Annotated in this window: 5 protein-coding genes; all 5 read left to right on the plus strand. The window is 35.0% G+C overall.

The window, feature by feature from the left end; genetic code table 11:
* The first annotated feature begins 210 nt into the window (after positions 1–210).
* The 5 genes from SJ312_RS22805 (at position 211) to SJ312_RS22825 (ending at position 4,569) form a co-directional block, all read left to right on the plus strand.
* Positions 211–480, plus strand: a complete 270-nt coding sequence (locus tag SJ312_RS22805) for a type VI secretion system PAAR protein (protein WP_165880336.1) — start codon at positions 211–213, stop codon at positions 478–480.
* A 238-nt stretch (positions 481–718) separates the two neighbouring features.
* Entirely contained in the window at positions 719–2,344 is a 1,626-nt protein-coding gene (locus SJ312_RS22810) for a hypothetical protein (RefSeq protein WP_272575105.1), read from the plus strand.
* Positions 2,345–2,378: 34 nt separating this feature from the next.
* Positions 2,379–3,221 (plus strand): hypothetical protein, encoded by an 843-nt coding sequence (locus tag SJ312_RS22815; protein WP_319868384.1) that lies wholly within the window; start codon positions 2,379–2,381, stop codon positions 3,219–3,221.
* Positions 3,222–3,505: 284 nt separating this feature from the next.
* Positions 3,506–3,994, plus strand: coding sequence for a hypothetical protein (locus SJ312_RS22820; protein ID WP_319868386.1), 489 nt, complete (start codon positions 3,506–3,508; stop codon positions 3,992–3,994).
* 92 nt (positions 3,995–4,086) lie between these two features.
* Complete coding sequence (locus tag SJ312_RS22825) at positions 4,087–4,569, plus strand: hypothetical protein (protein ID WP_153673967.1); 483 nt, start codon at positions 4,087–4,089, stop codon at positions 4,567–4,569.
* The last annotated feature ends 8 nt before the right edge of the window (positions 4,570–4,577 follow it).

Here is a 4,577-nt window from a genome sequence, read left to right on the forward strand (position 1 = left end):
ATGGACTTTTATAAAATTGAAAAGTTATCGATGATGTTAATAAATACCATTCCAGATTTTTATCGGCAGTACAGTGCCTAAGGAGATTGTAGTGCCTAACCGGCTATTACCAATAAAACTAGTTAGTCCTGAGGGACTCATATTTCACTACTATCCCTACTTATCCATTATTAATGGAAAAGTGACGATTGTTCGATAAGGAACTAATTTATGCCCAAAATTATTCTCATGGGTGATTCAGATACTGGCCATGGCAAGTATGGCCCTACCCAAGTAATTACAGGTTCATCAACAGTAAAAGTCGATGGCAAGGCAGTGGCTCGGCAAGGAGATGCGTTAGCGCCCCACGGTGGGCATTCAAGAACTATCGTTGGTGGTTCAAGTAGTGTATTTATTGATGGCAAACCTGCGGCTCGAACTGGCGATCCGGTAAGCTGCGGCGGTGTATTAATGGGTAACTCGTCGGTAACGATTGGTTAATTGATAGAAACGAATATAACCTTCAGGGATTTAATTTTTTATCTAGCATAGTCACCAACATTTTTAATGTCTTTATCTCGGCAGAGGTTTATTTTTTTATAATACCGAAACGTGACATTTCTAAACTGGGGCTACTGCGGAAGCTTGCTTAAGCACTCTTATATTAAGTTAAAACTAATATTTAACTTATGTATTTACAGTCTACCTTGTAATACCTAAAGCTAAGTAAGGGATTATGATGTCTTCATCTGAAAATAAACAGTCAAGTGTATTTGCGAATATTTGCCAATCATGCAATATCCCCACAAACTGCACTTTAGAAGCCACAATAAATTTTGATGGGAAAACTGAAATATACCGTCAAGAACAACATTTTTTTAGGCGATTTACTTATCTAATAGAACCTAAAAAAGGTAAAACGGTTCCATTAAAGTTAATGGCTACACCAAAAGGTTGTATTTCGCATAATCCTAACTGCCCTATTGGGAACGTATTTAATGAAAATGGTTCACTCTATGGGGATTTTTCCCCACAGAAAGTATTTGATGATGTCCTTGTTTATACCAAAAGAACATCTGAGTTTTCTTTCGGGGAAAATAATCCAATATCTATGCTTGATAGTTTTATTTATCGAAAAGGTTTCACTGATGACCCTCGTTATCGTCAAAGGTATGGTATGAGATTATCAGAATGTGGAGCGGCGCCATTTCTGACCGTTCCCAATGCCATAAAATTACTCCAGGTGACACTGAACCCAATGACTCATGGTACTGCTTTACTTTTTAAAGAAGGAAAAAAGCATCTAGCATCCGCTCAATTTGATCTTATTTTATACCGTGAATTTAAAGTTAGTGTTGAGATCGGCCTTGAATCTGCATTAGAGGAAAAGAGTAACGAAGCTCGAAAAGCTGAACAAACAGCAAATAATGTAGCGAGAGGATACAGACCAACGCACAGTGGCTGGACTAAACACACAAAAAAATACGGTATTAAAACTGGATTAGGTATTAAAGGTGAGATCACTAGTATTATAGGTGATGAAACAGTCGCCTTTAACACAGAGCTTAAAAAAGAGTTTCTTACAAATAAGAATAAGCTCAACTTAACAAATAGTATTGATACTGCATTTAATAAAATCAATTCTGTATTAAGCTCAGGAAATAGAGTGCAATATCCCTTGGTTTCAACTGAATTCTGCTATCCAGTACTAAAAATAGAAGGCGGAATAAAAACACATCAATCTTCAAATTATGGTGTTATTACTCAAGGGAATGTTTCGGTTGGTTTTGCGCCTCTATTTGGTTTTCAAATTACTGTAGACCTATTAACCGCTTTTGCTACCTATGCACATGTTGATTTTGTTGTTAACAATGCAAGAGAATTCCTTGAGAAAAATGAAGAAGCTGTTAAGGAAGGCAACGAAGGTGCTTATGCCAAAATGGTGCTTGAACTCACGTTTAGCTGTGGATTACATGGTAACTTTAAATTTAAAACTGACGATGAAGGTGAGTTTGAGTCTGACGGACGAGATATTGAAATTCAAGGTGAATTAATCGGTAATGCGCACTTAGAAGCAGGTATTAACTATTGGGGAATACAAGGTTTTTTTGAAGCTGGTGCTGAAATTGCGGCTAAACTAAATATCGCTTTTGACATAGAAAAGGGGGACGATTTAACGGTTGTTATTTATCACGAAGGCATTAAAGCAAAAGTTTATGCTAAATACGGAGTTGGAAAAGATAAAGATAAAAACAAAAATAATAAAGATCTTCCAACCTCTATAAAACCAGGTGTCTATCAAGAATGGATAATTTATGAGGCTTTGAATAAAGATGAATCAGACTGGCGTTTTACATTGGGTTAAAATTGTATTTTTGTTGTTTGGAATGGTGGGCGTTATGAGTAATTCAAATGCAGAAGAAAAAATGAAAACAAACTATATCGTTAGCTTTAATACTAATGATGCTTTGTGTTTTATAAAAATTAACGACATGTTGGTTATGGATAATGTAGATTCAATTGAGGGTAATTTTACTATAGGAAAAACCATAAGTTCCTATCTTCAAAATGGAGATAATAAACTCAGCATTACTATGCTAAATGATTCATTAAAAGGTGACCATAAAGTAACTAGTAATATGTGGTGCTCAGCAATTGTGACCGAAGTAAACGGAAAACATCCAGTTTCAGGAGTTAAACTTATAGTCGAAGACGGTAAAGTTACGGTTGACCCACATTTTAACCCAAGGGAAATATCTTATTTTGGCAATAGTCCAAGGTCGGATGGCAAAGAAAAAGGTATGATCGAAGTTTCTCAATCTTTTCATGCCAGTAATTTGCCTAATTGGGCATGGACAACAGCAACACCAGTGACAAGTAACGATATTACTAAAATAAAAATGTTTTATGAATCATTACAAAATGCATTCAAAAAGCAAGATTTAAATGCCATATACAAGGCAACTGAAGGGATTTGGGCTACTCAAGCAAAAGAGCAGGGAAGCACCACGCAAAAGATGTGGCAATCAATGAATTTCAAAAAGTTTTTTGATAATGGATACAAAGCAACTCCAATTGATTGGGAAGATTATGAGCTTAATTCATATATGAATGGGCGCATTTTTAGATTTGAAACAGGGTATGATAGAATTTCTCCATTAACAATTGAGAATGATAACAGGGTTTTTTCTCTCATGCCTTATTTATCAATAATCGATGGTAAAGTAACGGTTGTTAAATAAAACCCGTAAGATAATTTATTAATACAAATAGTTGTAGATCCAATTTAGTAGTGCCACTTTTTGCGGCATAAAGGAGTAAACCTTTTGCCGCGATAAGAACATTCAAAATGTGGAGTAGATATAGTTACTATTCACTCAAGGCTCTTATACCCAATTAACTTGAAGATGCAGGTTTCAGAAAAGTGTCCTAATTTTGTTGCGCAGAACAGAGATTGGGAGAAATACATCAAAGGTATTAATGATGGAAAGCTAACGATTACTAACAAGCCTACAGGATTAAAATAATGACAATTGAAAATAACCAAGGAAATGAATTATTGCGTATTTTAATGAAGTATATTCCTATAGATTGGAGGCGATGTAGCTTGAGGTATAGAAAAGCATTTGTTGACCCAACTAATATTATCGATGGAGAGATGTATGTGATTGATACTATCAATGAACTACCTTCAACTCATTTTCGTCCTATCGATGAACGCAACCATCAAGATTTTATTGCTATCTTAAAAGCTGCTGTTGAGTCTTATCATGGGAAAATTGATTGGGTTTTAATCGGTAGACAAAAAACAGATACACCAGAATATAATTGGGGAGTAGAGCCTGCAATACTTCGAGAGCAATCAGTTATTAATGAGTCTAAAAAATTAAACCTAACGGCTAAAAATTATTTAGCCCAAAAAATGCCAGGGCTAGGACCGATAGCCTATGCGGATTTAATTAATCTTGCTAAACATGTCGATAAACATTATTTACCTTTTAAGCGTCATTCATAAATCCGACTTAGTGTAATAATGTAAACTAGCAATAAATAAATATGGTTTAGGCTGTTGTATTGGGGATAATTTAATAGGGAATATTAGTGACTATGTCTATGGTTTATAATCGATTCAGTTTAGTTGCTATCATCATTGGAGCTTTTAGTATTCTTGTAATACTTGTTAATCAAAGCTTTGAGCGTGAATATGTTCAATCCAAACCTAAGTTAGAGCAGATTGTTCATGAAAAGGTAAGTAGTATAAAAAAAGCGACAATGGATGCAATTAAAGGAAAAGCGTATCAAGCTCCTACCGTAGATCCTGCCAATGAACAGCGACAGCTTTTATTAGATAAAATTGAATTATCCAAACAAGTTAGTATAACGCTCAGTGTATTTGGTATTATTTTTGCTGCTATTTCATTTATTCGCCATGAAAACAAAAACTCAGCCAGAATAGCATTAGCACTAAATGGGAGCGTTCTCGCTATTTCTCTTTTATTGTATGCTGCCGCAGGTATAGCCAGCATTGTTGCTGTTTTACTTGTCATTTGGTTTATAGGTCACTTTTTTGACATTTTTAGTATTTGTTAGCTTCTTAA

The sequence above is a fragment of the Providencia sp. CIM-Carb-044 genome, assembly GCF_033901115.1.
GTDB classification, from domain to species: domain Bacteria; phylum Pseudomonadota; class Gammaproteobacteria; order Enterobacterales; family Enterobacteriaceae; genus Providencia; species Providencia hangzhouensis.